This is a genomic window from Pseudomonas sp. Eth.TT006 (assembly GCF_054456575.1).
On record NZ_JBTJEN010000004.1, the window covers coordinates 29,031 to 54,443 of the forward strand.

2 protein-coding genes (1 of these 2 cut by a window edge) are annotated in these 25,413 nt (G+C 65.3%); both read right to left on the reverse strand.

Annotated features, from left to right (window positions below; all coding sequences use genetic code 11):
* Positions 1-17,823, reverse strand: a complete 17,823-nt coding sequence (locus ACXR0M_RS08025; RefSeq protein WP_458831402.1) for a non-ribosomal peptide synthase/polyketide synthase — start codon at positions 17,821-17,823, stop codon at positions 1-3.
* On the reverse strand, positions 17,820-25,413 hold the 3' portion of the coding sequence (locus ACXR0M_RS08030) for an amino acid adenylation domain-containing protein (RefSeq protein ID WP_458831403.1). The gene runs 5,420 nt beyond the window's last position; 7,594 of the gene's 13,014 nt are visible here — the last part of the coding sequence; its start codon lies off the right edge, out of view; the stop codon is at positions 17,820-17,822. The genes ACXR0M_RS08025 and ACXR0M_RS08030 overlap by 4 nt, the downstream gene beginning before the upstream one ends.

Genomic DNA, 25,413 nt, shown 5'->3' on the forward strand with positions numbered 1-25,413 from the left:
TCAGGACAGCACCTGGCCGACGGGCAGTGCCAGACCGTCGTGCCACCACGCGGCGAAACTGAAGACGTTGGGCGCCTTGAGAATCGTGAAGTGGTTGCCCGGCCCGTACCACACCGTCAGATCCTCGACCTGGCGCTGCCAGCCGGCGAGCATCGCCGCCTGCTCGCGCTGATTGCCCCACTCGTCCAGCGTCGGATCATCCACCAGCACCAGCCGTACCGGGCCGCTGTAGGCCAGACGCGGCTGATACACCGTGCGCAGTGCCGTGGCGAAGGTGCGCACCGGGCCGTGCATCGCGTCCGGCGCCGCACGCTCCGACAACACCCCGGCACGCACCATGCCTTGGTGCAGCAGGCGCAATTGCATGGTGTCATCGGCGTCGGCAAACACCGCAGGATCGATGCCCAGCGACTTGCCGCAGGACAATTGCAGGCTGTCGATCAGCCGTTGCAGGGCGGCGGTGGCGGTATACGGCTTGCCCGCGATACCGTCGCCGCCCGGCGCCTCGCTGTCGATCAAGGTCAGCGAGGCCACCTCACGCCCGGCTGCCTGCAACTGCGCGGCCAGCGCATGCGCCACCCAGCCGCCGAACGAATGGCCGATCAGGTGCAGCGGCCCTTGCGGATACAGCTGCACAATCGCTTGCAGGTAGCACGCCGCAGCCGCTTCCACTGAACTGTGCGGCACGCTGACACCGTCCAGCCCGCGCGGTTGCAGGCCGATGATCGGCCATTCCGGACCGATCGCCTCAGTCAGGTGAATGAACCCGGTGACGCTGTCACCCGCCCCCGGCACACAGAAAATCGGCGCATGTCCGGCGTGCCCGGTCTGGATCGTCAGCAACGGTTGATAGGCCACCGGCTGCGGCATCGCCAGCGTATCCAGTGCCTGGGTCATCGCCTGACCGAGCGCCTGGATATGCGGCAGTTTCATCATGGTTCGGTGATCGCCGGGGATGTCGATGCAGCGCAGCAATCCAGTGTCGAAACGCTCTTCCCAGCCACGGGTCGGACTCGGTCTGGACTGTCCGTCCATCAACTCCTGAGCGCGGAACAGGTGGATGGTCTGGCTCGCCGGACTGACCCGGTAATGCGCCAACGCCAGACGATGCGCCGCTTCGCGATCGAAGTAGTGCCAGGCATCCGTCGCGCTGACCGTCGCCAGTTCCGGGTCGGTCAGTTGCTGCGCCTGGCAACGCTGGAACAGCTCCGGGAAGTCCAGTTGCTCGGCTTGAGCCTCAAGCGCCTGCACCGCCGCCAGCGCCGCTTCGCGTTCGGCACCGAGCATCATCGAACGGCCACGGCAATGGCCGAGCAACTGACGCTTGTCCAGGCCCGCGCCGCTCCACAGCGCCTTGTCCTGCGCCAACGGGTTCGGCGCGTAGCTGTCGAGCAGGCCGATAAATTCCACCGGTTCATCGAGGCCGAGCAATTGCTGCGCGACCTCATGCGCCAGCACCCCGCCGAACGACCAGCCCGCCAGCCGATACGGCCCATGCGGCTGCAGCGAACGGATGATCCCGACCATGCGCTGCGCCATGCCCTCGAGCGTGCGCAGTTGCGCTTGCCCAAGCGGTACGCCGGGCAGGCCGTAGATCGGGAACTCGCCGCCGATGTGCTGCGCCAGCGTCGGAAAATACACATCGCGGCCGCTGAACTCGTGCAGCAGGAACAACGGCGTGCCGTGCTCCCCGGCGCGCACCACGACCAACCCGTCCGGCTGCCCGCTCGCCTCGCCCTGACTGAGCAGCGCGGCGGCCGATTCGACGCTCGGGTGCTGGAACAGCTCGGCCAGCGACAGTTTCAGCCCGGCACGTTGCAGCTGATTGACCAAGCGCACCGCCAGCAGCGAGTGCCCACCGAGTTCGAAGAAATTGTCGTGACGACCAACCTGCTCGACGCCCAGCACTTCGCCCCAGATCTGCGCCAGTCTGGTTTCGGTTTCACCTTGCGGTGCAACGTACGGCCGGTTGATCACCGCGTCCGCGCCCGGCTCCGGCAGGGATTTGCGGTCGATCTTGTCGTTTGGCGTTAGCGGCAGCGCATCGAGTTGCACGAAGGCGCCGGGCACCATGTATTCCGGCAAACGCTCTAGCACGTGCGCACGCAGCGTTTCCAGACTTGGCGCTTCCACGCCAGCGCGCACGGTGTACCAGGCCACCAGACGCTCATCGCGCACCATCACCACCGCTTGGCGAATGGCCGGATGCTCGATCAGTCGCGCCTCGATCTCTCCCGGCTCCAGACGCAGGCCGCGCAGCTTGATCTGGAAGTCGTTGCGGCCGAGGAATTCCAACTCGCCTTGGTGGTTGTAGCGCACCAGATCACCGCTGCGGTACAGCCGATCTCCCGCCACAAAAGGGCTGTCGATAAAGCGCTCGGCCTGCATGTCCGGCAAGCCGTGGTAACCGCGCGCCACGCCGACCCCACCGATGTGCAGTTGACCGCTGACACCTTGTGGCACTGGTTGATCGTAAGCGTCGAGCACGTACAGACGCGTGTTGCTCAGAGCCTTGCCAATCGGCACCACGTTGTCCGGCACCGGCATTCCCGGCTCCAGCGTCCAACCCGTGCTGTCGACGGTGGTTTCAGTCGGGCCGTAGACGTTGTGCAAACGCACCCATGGCAACCGCGCTCGTACCTGACGTGCCAATGCAGCGCTGAGTTCGCCACCGCCGTTCAGCACGTCGGTGAGGCTGGTGCACTGCTCAACGCCCTCCTGTTCAATGAATTGCTGCAGCAACGCGGGGACGAACTTGACCACCGTCACTTGATGCTCACGAATGGTCTGCACCACATACGCCGAATCGCGGTTGCCATCCGGTCGCGCCAGCACCAGACGCATGCCGGAACACAGCGGCCAGAAAATCTCCCACACCGAACTGTCGAAGCTGAACGGCGCTTTCTGCAGCAGCGCGCCGTGCTCAGTCGGCGGAGAAATGACCGATCCCCAATGCACCATGTTGCAGGCGCTGCGATGTTCGATCATTACGCCTTTCGGCACCCCGGTAGAACCCGAGGTGTAGATCATGTAAGCAAGGTTCGAAGCGTTGAGGCCCGCCACCTGCAGGTCATGCGCCGGCAGGTGCTGCCAGGTGTTTTGATCAAGATCGATCAACGGCGCCGCAGATGTATCGAACAAACCGCGAGTAGCCGTCTGCACCAGCACCGCCGTCGGCGCGCTGTCCTTGAGCATGTACGCCAGCCGCTCGCCCGGATAACTCGGGTCCAGCGGCACATAAGCGCCGCCGGCCTTGAGAATGCCGAGCAGCCCGACCAGCAGATCCGGCCCGCGCTCAACACAGATCGCCACTCGCGCATCCGGCTGCACACCGCGCTCACGCAGGTGATGGGCGAGACGATTGGCGCGCTCGTTGAGTTCGCGATAAGTCAGGCTGCGTTCACCGGCCTGCAGCGCAATGGCGTGCGGTTTGCGCCGCACCTGCGCCTCGAACAACCCGTGCAGCGGCTGCTCCAGCGGGCAATCGACCTCGGTGGCATTGAACTCCACCAGCAAGCGCTGCTGCTCCTCCGCCGCCAGTAACGGCACCTGCGCCAGCACCCGCTGATCGTCAGCGACCAGCGCGGTCAGCGTTTGCTCGAAGTAGCCGACGAAACGGCGAATGGTCGCCTCGTCGAACAGCGCCGTCGCATAGTTCAGCGCCCCGCGAATGCCGCTCGGGTGTTCGCCGAGGGTCAGCGACAGGTCGAATTTCACAAAACGGCTCGGCCCGGCCATGCCTTCCAGGGTCAGATCGCCCAAGGTCAGCGCCGGCCCGTCGTTGTTGTCCCAACTGAGCAGGGTCTGGAACAGCGCGCTGTGCGACAGGCTGCGCAGCGGCTTGCAGATTTCCACCACCTGTTCGAACGGCAGATCCTGATGTGCCTGGGCTTGCAGGGTTTGCGCCTTGACCCGCGTCAGCAAGGCTTCGCCGGTCGGCTCATCCGAGGTGTCGATACGCAAGGCCAGGGTGTTGACGAACATGCCGATCAGGCCTTCGATCTCGGCGCGGGTGCGGTTGGCCACCGGCGAACCGATGACCACCTCGGACTGCCCGGACAGGCGACTCAGGGTCATCGCCCAGGCGCTCATGATCACCATGTACGGCGTCACCGCGCGGCGTTGGCACAGCGCCTTGAGCCCGGCACTTAGCTGTTCGCTCAGCTGTATGTCGACGCCGGCGCCACGGTAATCCTGTTGCGCCGGACGTGGACGGTCGGTCGGCAGAGTCAGCAAGGCTGGCGCGCCGGCCAGGGCCTGTTGCCAGAAATTGCTCTGGCGTTGCAGCACCTCGCCGCTGAGCCAGCGCCGTTGCCACAGTGCGTAGTCGGTGTATTGCAGGGTCAGCGGCGGCAGCGGATCCGGCTGGCCGTGGCTGAACGCCTGATACAGCGCCGCCAGCTCGCGGGTCAGCACGCCCATCGACCAGCCGTCAGAGACGATGTGGTGCACGGTCAGCAACAGCACATGCTGATCGTCGGCCAGACGCACCAGACGCCCGCGCAACAGTGGATCGTCCTGCAAGTTGAACGGTGCGCTGGCCTCGGCTTCGGCCAGATTGCGCAAGCGCTCCTCGGCCTGCGGGTCGCCACGCAGGTCTTCGACCCGCAGCAACAGACCGCTGTCGGCCGGCAGGATCAGCACCTGCGCCGTATCGTCGAGCGGCTGGAAGCGGCTGCGCAGGCTTTCGTGGCGCGCAACGATACGCGCCAGCGCCCGTTGCAAGGCGTCTTCATCGAGGCGACCGCGCAGGCGCAGGCCGACCGGAATGTTGTAGGCGCTATTACCGCCGCCCATCTGCGCCAGGAACCACAGGCGTTGCTGGGCAAACGACAGCGGCAGCACTTGATCACGCGGTGCCGGCAGGATCGGCGGCAGCGTGCTGTGCCCGGCACGGCTGAGCACCTCGGCCACCGCGGACAGTTCCGGGTTGGCGAACAAGTCACCCAGCGCCAGCTCGATACCCAGTTGCTGACGCACCTGAGACAGCATGCGCATCGCCAGCAACGAGTGCCCGCCCAGTTCGAAGAAGTTGTCGTGCCGCCCGACCTGCGCCACCTGCAGCAACTCGGCCCAGATCTGCGCCAGACTCGTTTCCAGCGCAGTCACCGGGGCCGCGTAAGCGCGGCTGAGCAGCGCCTCCTGGCTCGGCGCCGGCAACGCCTTGCGGTCGATCTTGCCGTTGTTGTTCAGCGGCAACGTTTCCAACTGCACCCAGGCACTCGGCACCATGTACTCGGGCAGGCGCGCCTGCAATTGCGCGTGCAGGTCGGCGCTGTCCAGCGCCTGATCGGCGACCGTGTAATAGGCCACCAGACGCAGGTTTTCCTGACCGTCGCGGCGTGCCAGCACCACCGCTTCCTTGACCCCGGCACAACTGAGCAGGCGACTTTCGATCTCCCCGAGTTCAATGCGGAAGCCACGGATTTTCACCTGATCGTCGTTGCGTCCGATGCAATCCAGTTGCCCTGGCGCCAGCCAGCGCGCGAGGTCGCCGGTGCGATAGAGCAACGCGCCAGGACGCGCGCTGAACGGATCACCCAGGAACTTCTCGGCAGTCAGCTCCGGCCGGTTCAGATAACCCAGCGCCACGCCCTGCCCGCCGATGTACAACTCGCCGGTCACGCCCATCGGCACTGGTTGCTGGTACGCGTCGAGCACATACACCTGAGTGTTGGAGATCGGTCCGCCAATCGGCACGCTGTCGGCGTTTTCCGCCACCTCAAGCACCTCGAACGTGGTGGCGTAGGTGGTGGTTTCGGTCGGGCCGTAGCAATGCACGATGCGCAGCTGCGGTGCGGCCACGCGCAGCGTACGGAACGCCGCCGGATCGCCGCGTTCACCGCCGCACAACAGAATGCGCAGGCCCTTGAGTGCCTGCGGGATCAATTGCACGTACTGGTTGAACAGCGCGGTGGTGACGAACAGCACGGTCGCGCCGGTTGTGCTCAGTTCGCGGCCAAAGGCATTCGGGTCGAGCAAGGTCGAGTGATCGATCACCACCACCCGTCCGCCGTTGAGCAGCGGGCCCCAGATGTCCATGGTGCTCGCATCGAACGCCGGGTTGGAGGCGAACACCACGCGGTCCTGCGCATTGAAATCGGCGTAGCCGTTGTTCAGCACCAGTCGGCCGATGGCCCGGTGCGGCACCATCACCCCTTTCGGCGTGCCAGTGGAGCCCGAGGTGTACATGATGTACGCCGCGGTTTCCGAGGACTGCGCCAGGTTCGGGTTGTGCGTCGGCTGCTGGCTGAGCTGCAAGCGATCAAGATCGATGCGCGGCGCGGCGTAGTCGATGGCTTCATGGCTGAGGGTCAGCAATGCTACCGCCTGACAGTCCTCGACCATGAACGCCTGACGCTCGCTCGGCGCATGAATGTCCAGCGGCACATAGGCCGCCGCGCACTTGGCAATCGCCAGTTGCGCCACCAGCAATTCCAGCGAACGCGGCAACAGGATCGCCACATGATCGCCGGGCTGCACGCCTTGGCCGATCAGATGATGCGCCAGACGGTTGGCCTGGGCGTTGAGTTCGAAGTAGCTCAGCGAGTGTTCGCCATGCACCGCCGCCAGCGCCTTCGGATGGGCCGCCGCCTGCTGCTGGAAAATCCCGTGCACGGTCAGCGCCTGCGGGTAGTCGCGCGCAGTGGCGTTGAAAGCGCAGAGCAAGCGTTGACGTTCATCCTCGGCGAGCAACGGCACCCGCTCCAGCACCGTCTGCTCGTCGCTGACCATCGCTGTCAGCAGACGCTGCAGGTAGCCGACATAACGCTGCACGGTCGATTGATCGAACAACGCCGTGGCGTACTCCAGTGAACCGCGAATCACCCCGTTGACCTCGCCCAGGGTCAGGGTCAGATCGAACTTGGCAACCTGCGCCGGCGCAGGGACGGCTTCGAGGCGCAGATCGCCCAGAGCGAGGTTCGGACCGACGCTGCTGTCCCAGCTCAGCGTGGTCTGGAACAGCGGACTGTGCGCCAGACTGCGCTGCGGCCGGGCGATTTCCACCACCTGCTCGAACGGCAGGTCCTGATGCGCTTGGGCCTGCAGCGTGCGTGCCTTGACCCGCGCCAACAGTTCGGCCACGTTCGGCGCGCCGGACGTGTCGATGCGCAAGGCCAGGGTGTTGACGAACATGCCGATCAGCCCTTCGATCTCGGCGCGGGTGCGGTTGGCCACCGGCGCGCCGATCACCACATCGGACTGCCCGGACAGGCGACTGAGCAGCAGCGACCAGCCACTCATCACGGTCATGAACAGGGTCACGCCGTGGCGCTGGCTCAAGGCTTTGAGCCCGATGCTCAGGCGCTCGTCCAGCAGCACCTCGACCGTGCTCCCGGCAAAATCCTGCTGCGCCGGACGCGACCGGTCGGTGGGCAGGGTCAGCAAGGCCGGGGCACCGTCGAGGGTCTGTTGCCAGTATTGGCTCTGGCGTTGCAGCACTTCGCCGCTGAGCCAGCGCCGTTGCCACACCGCGTAGTCACCATATTGCAGCGCCAGTGGCGGCAACGGATCGTGTTGAGCGAGGCTGAACGCCTGATACAGCGCCATCAGTTCACGGGTCAACACGCCCATCGACCAGCCATCGGCGACGATGTGGTGCACGGTCAACAGCAGCACGTGCTGCTCGTCGCCCAGACGCAGCAGGCGCCCGCGCAACAGCGGGTCGTGCTGCAGATCGAAAGCCGTCGCAGCTTCCTGCGCAAGCAACGCCTGCACACTGGCTTCGGCCTGCGGGTCCTGACGCAGGTCTTGCTCCTGCAACAACACAGCGCTGTCGACCGGCGCAATCATCACCTGCGCCTGATCGTCAACGCTGACAAACCGGCTGCGCAAGGTTTCGTGCCGCGCGACGATCTGCGCCAACGCGCGTTGCAGCGCATCGCGGTCGAGACGCCCGCGCAGGCGCAACCCCATGGCAATGTTGTACGCCGAGTTGCCGCCAGCCATCTGCGCAAGGAACCACAGGCGCTGCTGAGCAAAGGACAACGCGCCGTCACGCGGCACCGGGACAATCGCCGGCTGACGGCTGACCTCTGCTGCTTGCAGGCACTTGGCAACCGCCGCCAGTTCGGCGTTGGCGAACAGATCCGCCAGCACCAGCTCCAGCCCCAGTTGCTGACGCACCTGCGCGACCATGCGCATCGCCAGCAGCGAGTGGCCGCCGAGTTCGAAGAAGTGGTCATGGCGCCCCACGCGCTCGACCTGCAGCACCTCGGCCCAGATCTGCGCCAAGGCGTTTTCCAGTTCGCCTTGCGGCGCGACGTACTCGCGGGTGAACAGCGCGGCCAGATCGGGCTGCGGCAAGGCCTTGCGGTCGAGCTTGCCGTTGGCAGTCAACGGCAGCGCATCGAGACGCACGAACGCCGCTGGCACCATGTATTCCGGCAGCTGCGCGAGCAATTGAGCACGCAGCTCGCCAACGCTCAACGCTTCGCCCTGTTCGGTGTAATACGCCACCAGCCGTGGCTGGCCGGGTTGATCCTCGCGGGCCAGCAGCACCGCGTCCTGAATCCCCGGCAACTGGTTGAGGCGGGTTTCGATTTCCCCCAGTTCAATGCGCACGCCACGGATTTTCACCTGATCATCGTTGCGCCCGAGGTACTCGATAGTGCCGTCGTCGCGCCAGCGCGCAAGGTCGCCGGTGCGATACATTCGCGCGTTCGGCGCGCGACTGAATGGATCGTGCAGGAAGCGCTCGGCAGTCATGTCCGGGCGGTTCAGATAACCCCGGGCCACGCCGGCGCCGCCGACGTACAACTCGCCCATCACCCCCAGTGGCACCGGGCGCTGATGCGCGTCAAGCAGGTACACCGTGGCATTGCTGACTGGTTTGCCGATATGCAGCACGCCGCCCGCCTCGATCAGGCCGGAGGTGGCGACCACCGTGGCCTCGGTCGGGCCATAGTTGTTGATCACCCGGAACGTCTGGCCCTGGTTGAACTGGCGCAGGCGATCGCCGCCGATCAACAGGGTTTTCAGGGTCGGGTGCGTCAGGCCCTGACTGAAGGCGTACTCGGCCACCGGGGTTGGCAGGAAGCTGACGTCCAGCGGCTGCGTGCGCCACCAGTCGAGCAGCGCGTCGATGTCTTCGTTGCCGTCGTGGGTCGGTGCCAGATGCAGCGTCGCGCCACAGCACAGCGCCGGCCAGACCTCCCAGGCCATCGCATCAAAACCGAACCCGGCCAGGCTTGAAGTGTGGCCGCCGGCATGCAGGTCGAAAGCCGCGCAGTGCCAGTCCAGCAGATTGCTCAGGGTGTGGTGTTCGACCATCACCCCTTTCGGCAAACCGGTGGAGCCGGAGGTGTAGATCACGTAGGCCAGGTGCTGCGGCGTCAGCGCTGGCAGCAGCGGATTGGCCAGGTTGTTGCCGGGCCATTGACGCAGATCGAGGTCGATCACTGGCAGCGCCAACGCTGGCAAACGTGGACGCAGATCGCTTTGCGTCAGCACGACCACCGGCGCACTGTCCTCCAGCAGATAGCGCAAACGCTCAGCCGGGTGCGCCGGGTCCACCGGCACGTAACCAGCGCCGGCCTTGAGAATCGCCAGCAGACCAACCAGCGTGTCGAGACCGCGCCGGGCGACGATGGCCACGCGGTCGTCAGGCTGTACGCCCGCCGCGATCAGGTGATGGGCCAAGGCATTGGCCTGACGGTTCAACTCGGCATAACTCAGCGTCGCACCGGCAAATTTCGCTGCCAGTGCTTGCGGCCGCGCAGCCGCTTGTTGCTCGAAGCGTTGGGCAATCGTCAGCCCTTGCGGGTAAGCGGAAGCCGTCGCATTGAAGCCGACCAGCAATTGCTCGCGCTCGGCGAGCGGCAGGATCGACAACCGCTCCAGGCCCTGATGCGGCGCCTGTTTCAGCGCCTGCACCAGATTGTGCAAGGCGCATTGCAGATAGTCGCAGGTACGCCGCGCATCGATGCCGGCGCCGGCCAGTGCGGTCAGGCTGAAACCTTCGCCGAGGTCGTCGACGCTGAGGGTCAGGCGATAGTTGCTGTGTTCCTCGGCTTCGAGCAATTGCATGCCCTGCCAGGCCGCTTGCGCTTCGGCAGAAGAGCCGCCCGCCGCAGCGCCGTGACGATAATTGAACAAGGTGCTGAACAGCGGCGTGGTCGGCGCCATCGCGCTGCAATGCTGGATGCGCGCCAGTTGCGCGTGTTCGTGCTGCAACAACTGGCTGAGCAGTTGATGCGTCGCCAGCGCCGCGCCCTTGACGCTGTGCGCGCTCAGGTCGATGCGCAGCGGCAAGGTGTTGATGAACACGCCGAGCGCACGTTCGGCGCCTTCGCCGCCCTGCAAGCGACCGAGCAAGACCGTGCCGAATACCACATCGTCACGCCCGGACAACTGCCCGAGCACCTGCGCCCAGGCCAGGTGCATCAGGCTCGCGGCGCTGACACCCAGACGCCGCGCCTGACTGCGGATGCTCTGGCTCAGGCTGGCGTCGAGGGTCAAACGCGCCTGTTCAGCCAGTCCTTCATGCGGCGGATTCTGCCCGTAAGGCAAAGTTGGTTCGTCGACGTCGCCGAGCATGTTGCGGAAGAAGGCTTCGTGCTGTTGATCGCTCAGCCCGGACAGGGTGTGCGCCACGTAATTGCGATACGGCACCGGCTCGGCCAGACGCTGCGGCTGGCCGATCAGGAACGCCTGCATCTCGTGTTGCAGCACCTCCAGCGCCACATGGTCCATGACCAAATGGTGGAACAGCAGCAACGCCACCACGCGCTGATTCACCGCGTCCCAGGCATGTACCACGCGCATCAGCGGCGCCTGATCGACGGGCATGCGGTAGTGCCCGGCGTCGAAACGCGCGCGCAATTGCTCAAGTACATCGCCGTCCGCGGCGTCCAATGCCAGGCTTTCGCAAGCAAGCGGCGCCTCGCGCCAGACCACTTGCACCGGGTCTTGCAGGCCGTCCCAGAACAGCGACGTGCGCAAGATGTCATGGCGCTGGATCACGCTTTGCAGCGCTTGGGTAAAGGCCTGCAGACGCGGTTGATCGGCGAAGGCAAACTGCGCCTGCAACACGTACGGATCACCCTGCACGGCGGACAGATGATGGAACAGGATCCCGGTCTGCAGCGGCGCCAGCGGGTAGATATCCTGCACATTGGCGACGCCACCGGGAACACTGGCAACGATGCGATCAATACTCGGCTGGTCGAGGGCCACCAGTGGCAACAGTTCCGGAGTGAGGCGGGTGCAATCCGCCGGGATCAGGTTGGCCGCAACTTCGGCTTCGGGTTCACCACCCACAGCCGCAGCCAGTGCCGCCAGAGTCGGCTGGTTGAACAGCACGCGAATATCGGCGCTGAGGCCGGCGCGGCGCATTTTCGCCACCAGATTCACCGCCAGCAGCGAATGCCCGCCCAGCTCGAAGAAGTGATCGTGACGCCCGACCCGTTCGACGTTGAGCAACTCCTCCCACAGCCGGGCGAGCGCAACTTCCACTTCGCCGAGCGGGGCTTCGTATTCGCGGGTGGTCAGCGCTGCCAGATCCGGCGCCGGCAGTGCCTTGCGGTCGAGCTTGCCATTGGGGCTCAGCGGCAATGCATCGAGATGCACGAACACCGCAGGCACCATGTAGTCCGGCAGGTGCTCCAGCAATTGGCTGCGCAGTGCATCGATTTCCAGCGCGGCGCCGGTGTAGTACGCCACCAGACGTTTATCGCCGGGCACGTCTTCGCGGGCCAGTACCGCGGCTTCCTGAATGCCGTCGATCCCGGTCAGGCGCGCCTGGATTTCGCCGAGTTCGATGCGCAGGCCACGGATCTTGACCTGATCGTCATTGCGGCCGAGGTATTCGATATTGCCATCGGGCAGGTAACGGGCGATGTCGCCGGTGCGGTACATGCGCCCATTTGGCTGAAACGGATCGTCGAGGAAGCGTTCGGCGTTCAGTTCCGGACGATTGAGGTAACCACGGGCTACCTGAACGCCCCCGATATACAACTCGCCAACCACGCCGTGCGGCACCGGTTGTTGCTGCGTATCGAGGATGTACATGCGGGTGTTGGCGATCGGTTTGCCGATGGGCGTGTTGTCCGGTGTTTGTTCCAGCGGTCCGGCGCAGTTCCACGCGGTGACGTCCACTGCGGCTTCGGTCGGGCCGTAGAGGTTGTGCAGTTCACTGTTCGGCAGTTGTTGTTTGAAGCGCCGCACGACGCTGCCCGGCAAGGCTTCGCCGCTGCACATGACCTGACGCAAAGTGCTGCAACGCGCGGTGTCGGCGTGGGCAAGGAATACGTCGAGCATCGACGGTACGAAGTGCAGCGTGGTGACGTGCTCGCGCTCAATGATTTCGCTGAGGTATTGCGGATCCTTATGACCTTCGGGGCGCGCCATGACCAGCCTTGCGCCAGTCATCAACGGCCAGAAGAACTCCCAGACCGAGACGTCGAAGCTGAACGGGGTCTTTTGCAGCACCGTGTCGCCGGCCGTCAGTTGATAAGCGTCCTTCATCCACAGCAAGCGATTGACCACCCCGCTATGCTCATTGATCACGCCTTTCGGTTGGCCGGTAGATCCCGAGGTGTAAATCACATACGCGGTGTGCTGCGGGGTCAGTTCAGCAACCGACAAATTCTCCGTCGGCAGCGACAGCCACTGCGGCTGATCCAGATCGATCAACGGCACCGCTACGTCGCCCAATAGTCCGCGAGTCGAACCCTGCACCAGCACCGCCAGCGGCGCGCTGTCCTCCAGCATGTAAGCCAGACGCTCCAGCGGATACGCCGGGTCCAGCGGCACATAACCGCCGCCGGCCTTGAGGATCGCCAGCAGCCCGACCACCATGTCCAGACCGCGCTCGACGCAGATCGCCACCCGCGAATCCGCCTGCACACCCAACCCGCGCAGATGCCGCGCCAGTTGATTGGCCCGGGCGTTGAGTTCGGCGTAAGTCAGCGCCAGCTCCCCGGCCACCACCGCCGGTGCCTGCGGCGCACGCAAAACCTGCGCTTCGAACAGGCCATGAATGGTCTGCTGCAGATCGTAATCGGCTTCGGTGGCATTGAACGCCACCAGCAAACGCTGCCGTTCTTCCGGCGCCAGCAACGGCGCATGTTCCAGCACCGCCTGATCGTTGGCGACCATCGCCTGCAACAGGCGCTGGAAGTAGCCGACAAAACGCTCGACCGTGCTTGGCTCGAACAGCGCCGTGGCGTATTCCAGCGATCCACGAATCACACCATGAGCCTCGCTGAGGCTCAGCGACAGATCGAATTTGGCAAAGTGGCTCGGCTCGGCCACGCCTTCCAGGGTCAGCTCGCCGAGGGCCAGCGCCGGGCTTTCGAGGCCGTCCCAGCTGAGCAGGGTCTGGAACAGCGGACTGTGCGCCAGACTGCGCACGGGTCGCGTCACTTCCACCACCTGTTCGAACGGCAGGTCCTGATGCGCCTGTGCTTGCAGGGTCTGCGCCTTGACCCGCGCCAGCAGCGCTTCGACGCTGAGCTCGCCAGCGGTGTCGATACGCAAGGCCAGCGTGTTGACGAACATGCCGATCAGGCCTTCGATCTCGGCGCGGGTCCGGTTGGCCACTGGCGAGCCGATCACCACTTCTGCCTGTCCGGACAGGCGACTGAGGAGCATCGCCCAAGCGCTCATCAACGTCATGTACATCGTCACGCCGTGGCGCTGGCCCAAGGCTTTGAGCCCGGCGCTCAGGCGTTCGTCGAGCAACACCGCGACGCTGCTGCCGGCGTAGTCCTGCTGCGCCGGACGCGGGCGGTCGGTGGGCAGCAGCAACAGCGCCGGGGCGCCGGCGAGGGTCTGTTGCCAGTATTCGCTCTGGCGTTGCAGCACCTCGCCGCTGAGCCAGCGCCGCTGCCACACCGCATAGTCGGTGTATTGCAGGGCCAGCGGCGGCAACGGGTCCGGCTGACCGTGGCTGAAGGCCTGATACAGCGCCATCAGTTCGCGGGTCAAAACGCCCATCGACCAGCCATCGGAGATGATGTGGTGCAGGGTAAGCAACAGCACATGATGATCATCAGCCAGGCGCACCAGGCGCCCGCGAATCAGCGGATCGTCCTGCAAATCGAACGGCCCCGAAGCTTCGCCCTGAATCAGCGCTTGCAGGGTTTGCTCCGGCTGCGGGTGCTGGCGCAGGTCTTCGACGCGCAACAGCAGACCCGTGTCCACCGGGGCGATCAGCACCTGCGCTTCGTCATTGAACTGGGCGAAGCGGCTGCGCAGGGTTTCGTGCCGGGCGACGATGCGCGCCAGCGCGCGTTGCAGCGCCCCATCGTCGAGACGCCCGCGCAGGCGCAGGGCCACGGGGATGTTGTAGGCGGTGTTGGCGCCTTCCATCTGCGCGAGGAACCACAGGCGCTGCTGGGCGAACGACAGCGGCAAGGCGCCGTCACGCGGTACCGGCACGATCGGCGGCTGCGCGCAGCGTCCGGCTTCACTCAACAGCAACGCGACCGCAGCCAGTTCGGCATTGGCAAACAGATCCCCCAGCGCCAGTTCGACGCCCAGCCGTTGACGTACTTGCGAGACCATGCGCATGGCCAGCAGCGAATGTCCGCCAAGTTCGAAAAAGTGATCTTGACGCCCTACCCGCTCGACCTGCAGCACCTCGGCCCAGATCTGCGCCAGCGCGGTTTCCACCTCGCCTTCCGGCGCCACATATTCGCGAGTGAACAGCGCGGTCAGGTCCGGCGCCGGCAAGGCCTTGCGGTCGACCTTGCCATTGGCGGTCAGCGGCAGCGCGGTGAGTTTGACGAACGCGCTCGGCACCATGTATTCCGGCAAGCGGCTGAGCAATTGTGCGCGCAACTCGCCCACCGGCAACGCTTCGACCTGCGCCTGTTCGGTGAAGTACGCCACCAGACGTGGCTGCCCCGGCTGGTCTTCGCGGGCCAGCAGCACCGCTTCCTGAATCCCCGGCAACTGGTTGAGGCAGGTTTCGATTTCGCCCAGCTCGATGCGCACACCACGGATCTTCACCTGATCGTCGTTGCGCCCCAGGTACTCGATGGTGCCGTCCTCGCGCCAGCGTGCGAGGTCGCCGGTGCGGTACATCCGCGCGTTCGGTGCCGTGCTGAACGGGTCACGCAGGAAGCGCTCGGCGGTCATCTGCGGGCGATTCAAATAACCCCGGGCGACCCCGGCACCGCCGACGTACAACTCGCCGGCAACGCCGATCGGCACCGGGCGCTGCTGGGCGTCGAGCAGGTACACCGTGGCGTTGCTGACCGGTTTGCCGATGTGCAGCGCATCGCCGCTTGCGACCAGCCCCGAGGTCGCGACCACCGTGGCCTCGGTGGGTCCGTAGTTGTTGATCACGTCGAAATGCTGGTTGCGGTTGAACTGGCGCAGGCGATCGCCGCCGATCAGCAGTGTGCGCAAGGTCGGGTGTTCGAGGTTCTGGCTGAACGCATACTCGGCCACCGGGGTCGGCAGAAAACTCACGTCCAGCGGCTGCGCGCTCCACCACGCCAGCAGCGCGTCGATGTCTTCGCCAGCCTCGAAGGTCGGCGCCAGATGCAGGGTCGCGCCGACACACAGCGCCGGCCAGACTTCCCAGGCCATCGCATCGAAACCGAAGCCGGCGAGGCTTGAGGTGTGGCGCCCGGCACACAGGTCGAATGCCGAGCAATGCCAATCGACCAGATTGTTCAAAGTCTGGTGCTCGACCATCACGCCCTTGGGCAGGCCGGTGGAGCCGGAGGTGTAGATCACGTAGGCCAGATGCGTGCTGTTCAGCCCCGGCACTTGCGGATCATGGGTGACGGTCTGCGGCCAGGTGCGGCGGTCGAGTTCGATCAGCGGCACGTTCAGCGTCGACAGACGCTCGCGCAGATGGCTTTGGCTCAGCACTGCCACCGGCGCGCTGTCTTCCAGCAGATAATTCAAACGCTCTGTCGGATGCGCCGGGTCAATCGGCACATAACCGGCGCCGGCCTTGAGAATCGCCAGCAGCCCCACCAGCGTGTCCAGCCCACGACGGGCGACGATGGCGACGCGGTCGTCAGGTTTCACTCCGCGTTCGGTCAGGTGATGCGCCAGCGCGTTGGCCTGAACGTTGAGTTCGGCGTAGGTCAATTGGCGCTCGCCGAACACCGCCGCTACGGCCTCAGGCCGCTCGGCCACCTGCGCCTCGAAACGCTGGTGAATGGTCAGACGCCGGGCGAACTCCACCTGCGTCGCATTGAAGCCCAGCAGCAGTTGTTCCAGCTCCGCTGCCGGCAGGATCGGCAGTTGATTGACCGGCGTCTGCGGCGCCTGCTCCAGCGCGAGCACGAGGTTTTCCAGCGCGCACTGCAAGTAATCGCAGATGCGCTGCGGATCGGTTTGCGTGCTTGCCAGCAGGGTCAGACTGAAGGCGTCCCCGAGGTCATCCACGCTCATGGTCAGCGGATAGTTGCTGCGTTCCTCGGAGTGCAGGGTGGAGATACCTTCCCACGCCGCGAGAGTTTCCGCGCTGGCCGCGGCGACACTGTGACTGTGGCGATAATTGAGCAGCGTGCTGAACAGCGGCGTCGGCGCCACCACCTGGCTGCAGCGCTGAGCCAGGGCCAGCGGCGCGTGTTCGTGGCGCATCAAGGTGGTCAGTCGTGCGTGCGTGGCGTTGACCGCCGCGCGCACGTCCTGGCTGTCGACATCCACCCGCAGCGGCAAGGTGTTGATGAAAATCCCCAATGCACGATCAATCGCTTCCGCGCCCTGCATGCGCCCCATCAATACCGTGCCAAACACCACTTGCTGCTTGCCGGTAAGCGCCGCCAGCACCTGCGCCCAACCGAGGTGAAACAGGCTCGCGACACTGACCCCGAGCATGCGCGCCTGCGCGCGCAAGCGCTGCCCCAGCAGGGTTTCCAGCGCCACACTGAGTTCGACGATATGGCTGCCGTCACCCTGCACGTCCTGCAGACCGTAAGGCAGCGTCGGTTCATCGACGCTGCCGAGCATGTCGCGGAAAAACGCCTCGTGTTCGGCCTCGCTGACGCCCAGACGCGCCTGAGCCACGTAATTGCGGAACGGCACCGGGCGCCCGAGCAGTTCGCTTTGCCCGGTGAGGCAGGCGCGCATTTCATGGCGCACCACGTCGAGGGCCGAGTGGTCGAGGGCCATGTGATGGAACAACAGCGTGGCGACCACCCGTTGCCCGGCCTCATCCCAGGCATGAGCCAGGCGCATCAGCGGCGCATGGCTGACATCGAGACGGAAATGCCGCGCATCAAAACGCTGGTGCAGACAGGCCAATGCGTCGCTGTCGGCATCTGTCAGCAGCACCTCTTCCACCGGCAGTTGAGCCTGACGGCAGACCACCTGCAGCGGCGCGTCCAGCCCTTGCCAGAACACCGCCGTGCGCAGGATGTCATGCCGGTCGATCACGGTTTGCAGCGCCTCGGCGAACGCCTGAAAACGCTCGCGGCTGGCAAACGCGAACTGCGACTGCATCACATACGGGTCGCCCTCGCCGCCACTGACGTGGTGATAAAGAATGCCTTCCTGCAGCGGCGCCAGCGGGTAAATATCCTGCACATTGGCCGCGCCGCCGGGCACTTGCTCGAGCAGAGCGTCGATGGTCGGTTGATCGAGTTCGACCAGGGTCAGCATCGCCGGGGTGATGCGGGTGGCACCGGGGACGATGCCGTTGGCTGGCACCTCGACCTGGCCGTGCTTGCTGGCCGAGTAGTGCCCGGCCTTGATCAGCTCGATCAGCGCTGGTTTGTGCTCGCGCAACAGCGCCAGCAGCGCCGGGTCGTTCAGCGCCTGCTTGTTGCCGTTGACGCGCAATTGGTCGTCCGCGACCGCCAGTTGAATATCTTTAGCTTTCAACGTGGCCAACAGTTCAATCATGTTCACAGGACGATCTCCATTCGTTCGGTAATTGCGGCGTAACCGGCCAGGGTCGGATGTTCGAACAACGACCTGACATCGGCTTCCATGCCTTCCTGACGCAAGCGGCCGATCAGACTGACCGCGAGCAATGAGTGACCCCCCAGTTCAAAGAAATGATCGTGCCGCCCGACCCGCTCGACGTTGAGCAGTTCGGCCCACAGCCGGGCGAGAAGGATTTCCACTTCGCCGACCGGAGCTTCGTATTCGCGAGTGGTCAGCGTTGTGTGGTCCGGCGCCGGCAGTGCCTTGCGATCCAGCTTGCCGTTGGGACTCAGCGGCAAAACATCGAGGTGCACGAACACGGCGGGCACCATGTAGTCCGGCAGATGCTCCAGCAGATGACTGCGCAGGATGTCTATCTCCAGCCGAGCGCCGGTGTAGTACGCCACCAGACGTTTATCGCCGGGCACGTCTTCGCGGGCGAGTACCGCGGCTTCCTGAATCCCGTCGATCCCGGTCAGGCGCGCCTGGATTTCACCGAGTTCAATACGCAGGCCACGGATCTTGACCTGATCGTCATTGCGGCCGAGGTATTCGATATTGCCGTCGGGCAAGTAACGGGCAATGTCGCCGGTGCGATACATGCGCCCGTTGGGCTGGAACGGGTCGTCGAGGAAGCGTTCGGCGTTCAGCTCCGGACGATTCAGATAGCCGCGCGCCACTTGCACGCCACCGATGTACAACTCGCCGACCACGCCGTGTGGCACCGGTTGTTGCTGTGCATCGAGGATGTACAGGCGGGTGTTGGCGATCGGTTTGCCGATGGGCGTGTTGTCCGGGGTGCTTTCCAACGGGCCGGCGCAATTCCACGCGGTGACGTCCACTGCGGCTTCGGTCGGACCGTAGAGGTTGTGCAATTCACTGCCCGGCAGTTGCTGCTTGAAGCGCCGCACCACGCTGCCCGGCAAGGCTTCGCCGCTGCACATGACCTGACGCAAAGTGCTGCAGCGTGCGGTGTCGGCGTGGGCAAGGAACACGTCGAGCATCGACGGTACGAAGTGCAACGTGGTGACGTGCTCACGCTCAATGATTTCGCTGAGGTACTGCGGATCCTTGTGCCCTTCGGGCCGTGCCATGACCAGACGCGCGCCGGTCATCAGCGGCCAGAAAAACTCCCACACCGAGACGTCGAAGCTGAACGGGGTTTTCTGAAGTACGGTGTCGGCCGCCGTCAGTTGATAGGCGTCCTGCATCCACAGCAGGCGGTTAATTACCCCGCCATGTTCGTTAATTACGCCCTTTGGCTGACCGGTCGAGCCCGAGGTGTAGATCACATACGCGGTGTGTTGCGGGGTCAGTTCAGCAACCGACAGATTGTCGGTGGGCAGCGACAGCCACTGCGGCTGATCCAGATCGATCAACGGCACCGCAACATCGCCCAATAATCCGCGAGTCGAACCCTGCACCAGCACCGCCAGCGGCGCGCTGTCCTCCAGCATGTAGGCCAGACGTTCCAGCGGATACGCCGGGTCCAGTGGCACATAACCGCCTCCAGCCTTGAGGATCGCCAGCAGCCCGACCACCATGTCCAGACCGCGCTCGACGCAGATCGCCACCCGCGAATCCGCCTGCACACCCAACCCGCGCAGGTGCTGCGCCAGTTGATTGGCCCGGGCGTTGAGTTCGGCGTAAGTCAGCGCCAGTTCCCCGGCCAGCACCGCCGGTGCATGCGGCGCACGCAACACCTGCGCTTCGAACAGGCCGTGAATGGTCTGTTGCAGATCGTAATCAACGTCGGTGGCATTCAAGCCGAACAGCAATTGCTGACGCTCGGCCTCCGGCAATATCGGCAGTTGATTCAACGCCTGTTGCGGTGCCTGCTCCAGCGCTTCGGCCAGCGCCGCTAAAGCGCGCTGCATGTACCCACAGACCCGCGCCGCGCCAATCGACGCAGGGGTCATGACCGTCAGATCAAAGCCCTGCCCCAGATCATCGACGTTGAGGCTCAGCGGATAGTTGGTGCGCTCTTCACTGGAAAGGTTATGGATACCTTGCCAGCTCAGACGCGTGGCCTGCTGCTGTTCCTCGCTGAGACTGTGGCGGTAATTGAGCATGGCGCTGAACAGCGGCGACGGCGCCGCCACCCCGCTGCAACGCTGGGCCAGAGCCAGTGACGCGTGTTCGTGGCCGAGCAGCGCGGTCAGTTGCGCATGGGTCGCCCGCACGCCGGCGCGCACCGGGGTTGCGCCTAAGTCCACGCGCAACGGCAAGGTGTTGATGAACATGCCCAGACCACGATCGGCGCCCGTGCCGCCCTGCATCCGCCCCAGCAGCACGGTACCGAACACCACCCGCTCATGCCCGGAGGTCGCCGCCAGCACTTGCGCCCAGGCCAAGTGGAACAGGCTGGCGACGCTGACGCCGAGCTGCCGCGCCTGATCGCGCAGATTGCGCGTCAGTGCCTCGGGCACGCTCTGGCGGACTTCTTCAATGTCACTGCCGTCGCCGCGCACGTCGAGCAGGCCGAACGGCAGCGTCGGCTCGTCGATGTCGCCAAGCATCGCGCGGAAGAACGCCTCATGCTCCTGCTCACTGACACCCAGGCGCGTCTGCGCGACGTAGTTGCGGTACGGCACCGCCGGCTGCGGCGTTTCACCGGCGCCGAAAAGTATCGCCTGCATCTCCTCCTGGACCACCGCCAGCGCCGTGTGGTCCATGGCGATGTGATGGAACAGCAGCATGGCCACCACCCGCTGATTGGCCGGATCCTGTGCATAGACCAGACGCATCAACGGCGCCTGACTGAGTTCGATGCGGTAATGCCGCGCGTCGAAACGCTCGTACAACTGCGCCAGAACATCCCCCGCCGCCGGGTCGAAGGCGACTTGCTGCAGCGGCAGTTCGGCCTCGCGCCACACCACCTGCACCGGCGTCGTCAGCCCCTCCCACACCACTGAGGTGCGCAGAATGTCGTGGCGCTGCATGACCTGACGCAGCGCGTCAGCGAAGGCTTGCAAACGCTCCAAACCGTCGAAGGCCAGGCGCGATTGCAGCAGGTACGGATCGCCCTGCGCGGCGCTCAAGTGGTGATAAAGAATGCCTTCCTGCAGCGGTGCCAGCGGATAAATATCCTGCACATTGGCCGCGCCACCCGGCACCGTGGCGACCACCCGTTCAATACTCGGCTGATCCAGTTGGACCAGCGTCAACAGGTCCGGGGTGATGTGCATGCATCCGGATGGAATCAGGTTGGCCGGCACTTCCACTTCGCGACCGCTGCCCACCGCCGCGGCCAGCGCGGCGAGGGTCGGCTGGCTGAACAGCACGCGCACGTCGGTGCTCAGACCGAGCTGACGCATGCGCTCGATCAGGGTCACCGCCAGCAACGAATGCCCGCCCAGTTCGAAGAAGTTGTCGTGCCGCCCGACCTGCTCGACCTGCAACACCTCGGCCCAGACCTGCGCCAGGGCGATTTCCACCGAGCCTTGTGGCGCCGCGTATTCGCGGCTGAGCCAGGCGTCCTGATCCGGTTCCGGCAGGGCCTTGCGATCGAGTTTGCCGTTGGCGGTCAGTGGCAGCGCTGACAGGCGCATATAGGCGGCGGGTACCAATGCCTGCGGCAAGCGCGCTTGCAGATGCGCGCGCAGGTCTTCGATATCAACCGCCGTGGACGCGGTGAACCAGGCGATCAAACGGGCGTCGCGCACCAGCACCACCGCGTCCTGCACCGCCGGATGACTGCACAGCGCAGCGTCGATTTCCCCGAGTTCCACGCGCACGCCGCGCAGTTTGACCTGATCGTCATTGCGTCCCAGATACTCGATATTGCCATCGGCCAGCCAGCGCGCGAGGTCGCCGGTGCGGTACATGCGCGCTTGCGGTTGCTCGCTGAACGGGTCGTCGAGGAAGCGTTCGGCGCTCATCTCGGGCCGATTCAGATACCCCCGGGCCACGCCCGCGCCGCCAACATACAACTCGCCTGCCACGCCAACCGGCACCGGTCGTTGCTGCTCATCCAGCAGGTAGACTTTTGCGTTACCGATCGGTCGACCGATATGCAGCGACTGCCCGGCATGGATCTGCCCGGAGGTGGCGACCACCGTGGCCTCGGTCGGGCCGTAGTTGTTGATCACCGCAAAGCTTTGCTCGCGGGGAAACTGACGCAGGCGATCACCGCCGATCAGCAGCGTGCGCAGGGTCGGGTGTTGCAGTTCACGGCTGAAGGCGTATTCGGCAATCGGCGTCGGCAGGAAGCTTACCTGCAACGGTTGCGCACGCCACCAGTCGAGCAAGTCATCCAGGTGCTCGTTGCTGATCGACGCCGGCGGCAGGTGCAGGGTCGCGCCGACGCACAGCGCCGGCCAGACTTCCCAGGCCATGGCGTCGAAACCGCAACCGGCAACACTCGCGGTGTGGCTGCCGGCGCGCAGGTCGAATGCCGCGCAGTGCCAGTGCACGAGGTTTTCCAGGGTCGCGTGCTCGACCATCACGCCTTTCGGCTGGCCGGTCGAGCCCGAGGTGTAGATCACGTAGGCCAGATGCGCCGGGGTCAGCGTCGGCAATTGCGGATCGGCATCGGACAGTTGCTGCCACAGCGGCTGATCCAGATCGATCACCGGCACCCGGCCCAGCAGCTCGCGGGTCGAACCTTGCGCCAGCACTGCCACCGGATCGCTGTCCTGCAACAGGTAGGCAATGCGCTCCGCCGGGTACGCCGGGTCGACCGGCACGTAACCGGCGCCCGCCTTGAGGATCGCCAGCAGCGCCACCAGCATCTGCGGGCCGCGTTGCAGGCACACGGCGATGCGGTCGTCCGGCTGCACGCCGAGGCCGAGCAAGTGATGCGCCAGGCGATTGGCCTGCTGATTGAGTTGTGCATAGGTCAGTTGCTGCGCGCCCTGCACCACCGCCGGCGCCTGCGGTCGTTGTTCGGCCTGCGTTTGCACCAGCGCCTGAATCGTCGCCCCGCGCGGGTACGCGGTGACCGTCGGATTGAAGCCGACCAGCAAGCGCTCGTATTCCTCGAGCGCAAGTATCGGCAAGCGGTTGAGCGGCCGTTGCGGCGCCTGCTCCAGCGCGTCCACCAGATGTTCCAGCGCGGTGTGCATGTAGGCGCAAATGCGCTGTGCGCCGATCTGCGTCAGCGCCAGCACCGCGAGGGCAAAGCCGTCGCCGAGGTCATCGACACTGAGGGTCAGCGGGTAGTTGCTGCGCTCTTCACCACCGAGCAACTGCACGCCCTCCCAGATGCCCTGACCGTCCTGCGGCTGCGCGTCGGCGGCGCTGTGCCGGTAGTTGAGCAAGGCACTGAACAGTGGCGCCCCGGACACCGCACTGCAACGCTGGGCCAGCGCCAGTGGCGCATGTTCGTGGGCCAGCAGCGCGGTCAGCCGGGCATGGGTGGTCTTCACCGCAGCCTGCACGCCTTCGCCGACATCCACGCGCAACGGCAAGGTGTTGATGAACACCCCCAGCGTGCGGTCAGCACCCTCGCCGCCCTGCATCCGGCCCATCAGCACCGTGCCGAACACCACGTCGCGCCGGTTGGCCAGTACCCCGACCACCTGCGCCCAAGCCAGATGCATCAGGCTCGCCGGGCTGACGCCCAACTGGCGGGCCTGCTCGCGCAGACGCCGGGTCAGCTCGGCATCGACCGCCTGCTGCGCCTCTTCAATGTCGCCGCCATCGCCTTGCACATCGTGCAGGCCGAACGGCAGGGTCGGCTCGTCGATGTCGCCAAGCATCTCGCGGAAGAACGCTTCGTGCTCCTGCTCGCTGGCGCCGAGCCGGGCCTGCGCCACGTAGTTGCGGTACGGCATCGGCGTGCTCAGGCGCTCGACCTGATCAAACAGGAACGCACGCATTTCCTGGCCGATCACCTCCATCGCGGTGTGGTCGAGGATCAAGTGCTGGAACAGGATGATCGCCACCACCCGCTGCTGCGTCGGGTCCTCGGCGTAAACGATGCGCAGCAGCGGCGCCTGACTCAGGTCGAGGCGGTGCTGGCGTGCATCGAAGCGTGCGTGCAGCTGTTCAAGCAGATCGCCCTGCGCCGGATCCAGTGGCACGTTCTGCACCACCAGCGGCGCCTCGCGCCACACCACCTGATGCGGGCTCGGCAAACCTTCCCAGACCACACTGGTGCGCAGGATGTCGTGGCGGGCGATGACTTGCTGCAAGGCGCCGCTGAAGGTGCGCAAGCGCTCGACACTGTCGAAGGCCAGGCGCGATTGCAGCAGGTACGGATCGCCCTGCTCGGCGCTGAGGTGGTGATAGAGAATGCCTTCCTGCAGCGGCGCCAACGGGTAAATATCCTGCACGTTGGCCGCACCACCGGGCACCGTGGCAACGATACGTTCGATGCTCGCCTGATCGAGTTCGGTCAGGGTCAGCATATCCGGAGTGATGTGGGTGCAGCCCGCCGGGATACGGTTGGCCGGCACTGCGATTTCGCGACCGCTGCCCACAGCGGCGGCCAGCGCGGCCAGAGTCGGCTGGTTGAACAGCACGCGCACGTCGGCCGCGAGGTCGATCTGGCGCATGCGTTCGATCAGGCTCATCGCCAACAGCGAATGCCCGCCCAGCTCGAAGAAGTTGTCGTGGCGCCCGACCCGCTCGACCTTCAACACATCGATCCAGATCTGCGCCAGCGCGGTTTCCACCACGCCTTGCGGTGCCGCGTATTCGCGGCTTAGCCAGGCGCCCTGCGCCGGTTCCGGCAGGGCCTGGCGATCGATCTTGCCGTTGGCGGTCAGTGGCAAGGCATCCAGCCGCACATACGCCGCCGGCAGCAGCGCATCGGGCAAACGCGCTTGCAGGTGCGTATGCAACTGCTGCACATCAACCGGGCTGCGCTCGGTGAACCAGGCGATCAGTCGCCCGTCGCGCACCAGTACCACCGCTTCCTGCAGCGCCGCGTGACTGCCGAGCGCGGCTTCGATTTCACCGAGTTCAATGCGCACTCCGCGCAATTTGACCTGATCGTCATTGCGTCCCAGGTATTCGATATTGCCGTCGGCCAGCCAGCGCGCCTGATCACCGGTGCGATACATGCGCGCCTGCGGCACCTCGCTGAACGGATCGAAGAGGAACTGCGCAGCGCTCAGCTCGGGGCGGTTCAGATAACCGCGTGCCACGCCCGCGCCGCCGACATACAACTCGCCCGCCACGCCCACTGGCACCGGACGCTGCTGCTCGTCGAGCAGATAAACCCTGGTATTGGCGATTGGCCGGCCAATGTGCAACGGCTGGCCACACTTGACCAGTCCCGAGGTCGCCACCACCGTGGCTTCGGTCGGGCCGTAGTTATTGATCAGCGCAAAACTTTGCGGGCGGCTGAACTGGCGCAGACGATCACCGCCGATCAGCAAGGTGCGCAAGGTCGGGTGCTGCAATTCACGGCTGAAGGCGTATTCGGCCACCGGCGTCGGCAGGAAGCTGACCTGCAACGGCTGCGCGCACCACCAGTCGAGCAGCTCGTCCAGGTGCTCGTTGCCGAACGTTGGCGGTGGCAGGTGCAGGGTCGCGCCGACGCACAGCGCCGGCCAGACTTCCCAGGCCATCGCATCGAAACCGAAGCCGGCGACACTCGCGGTATGGCTGCCGGCCTGCAGG